This window comes from Deltaproteobacteria bacterium, assembly GCA_011773515.1.
GTDB lineage: Bacteria > Desulfobacterota > Deferrimicrobia > J040 > J040 > WVXK01.
On record WVXK01000017.1, the window covers coordinates 1 to 1,337 of the forward strand.

The 1,337-nt window shown below is 63.7% G+C and carries 1 protein-coding gene; it reads right to left on the bottom strand.

Translation table 11 applies throughout. The features are described from left to right. Positions 1-1,337: CxxxxCH/CxxCH domain-containing protein (locus GTN70_02360; protein NIO15835.1), on the bottom strand; the 1,337-nt coding region annotated here is incomplete at both ends.

Here is a 1,337-nt window from a genome sequence, read left to right on the forward strand (position 1 = left end):
TCGTGCTCCGTGTTGAGGCTGTCGTGGCAGTCGGTACAGGCAATGCCCTTGCCACCGTGGCCAGACGCGGTAAACTCGCCCGTCGTGGGAACGTCGTTGATCTTCGTCTGGATCCAGTCGCCGAAGCTGAAGTTGTTCACGTCGGTAACGCCCGCCTTCGCACCGTCAACCATGGCATGACAGTAATCGCAGGTAATCGCACCGCTGGCAACCACGTCGCGGGACCAGTCGAGCTCGTCGCCGGGGGCGGCATAGCTGTTGCCTCCGTGGCAGTTCGTGGTCGAACAGGTGCCCGCGGAATAGGCAAGGTCTCCGAGGTGGGGGTCGTTCGCCGGGTCGTCATCAACGGTGTAGGCAAAGTCCACGTGGTTGGCGCGGTTCGCAATCGTGCTCCCGTCCGTCGTGGTGGGATAGTGGCACACCTCGCAGCCGAAACCGTTCGTCTTCACGTGTTTCTGGTGCTTGTTGCCCTTGGGAACACCATCGATATCCAGCCTGTCGGTGTAACTCGGCATGGGGGTGTTGTTGGCGGGAGTAACTATGTCATAAACACCATGGCAGCTGAAACAATCGGAAGTCCCATTCCATTCAAGGACCTGGGCAGGAGCCTGGCCGAAGGGGGCAGCCGCATCGTTGCCGGGGCTGTGGCAGTAGGTGGCGGAACAGCTGTCGCCGGCATCGGCGGCAGCGTCGCCAACCGTCACCGTACCGCCGTAGGCCGAGCCGCCGTCAAGGCGGTTGTCTAAAGCGTCGAAGGCAACGTCCGCCTCCTTGTTCACGTGGTAGGTGTAACTGGCAATCGTGGAGCCGTCGGCCGTGGTGTTCACGTGGCAGATGTTGCAGGTGAAGGAATACCCCGCGGCGCTGCCCGCGTGCGTGCCGTGGGCAAAGCTCCCCGGAGGGGCGGCAGCGGTGGCGCCGTGGCACGTGCCGCAGGCGCCATCTCCCAGTCCCGGCCCCAGCAGGGCGTCAGTCCTGTTCCACATGGGTTGAGTCTTGGAACCCTGGGAAGCCGCGGGGAACTGGGAGCCGTTGCCCTGGACCGTCGTGTCGTCGGCGTGGCAGTACAGAGAGCTGCAGGTGCCGTCGCCGTTGCCGGAACGGGAACCCTTCGCCTGGTCGTACGCGCCGTTGGGGTTGAACGTGTCAAAGGCTATGTCCACCTCCTGGCGGATGTCTGAGAGGGTACGTGAGGCGTAATCGGCACCGCCTGTAACATTGTTCTCGTTGTGCGTCGGGCCGACCCCCGGGTTCGGACCGTGGCAGCTGCTGCACTCAAGGCCCACCGTGTTCACGTGCTTGTCGTGGGCGTTCGTCGCAGGGGGGAAAGCGTGGCA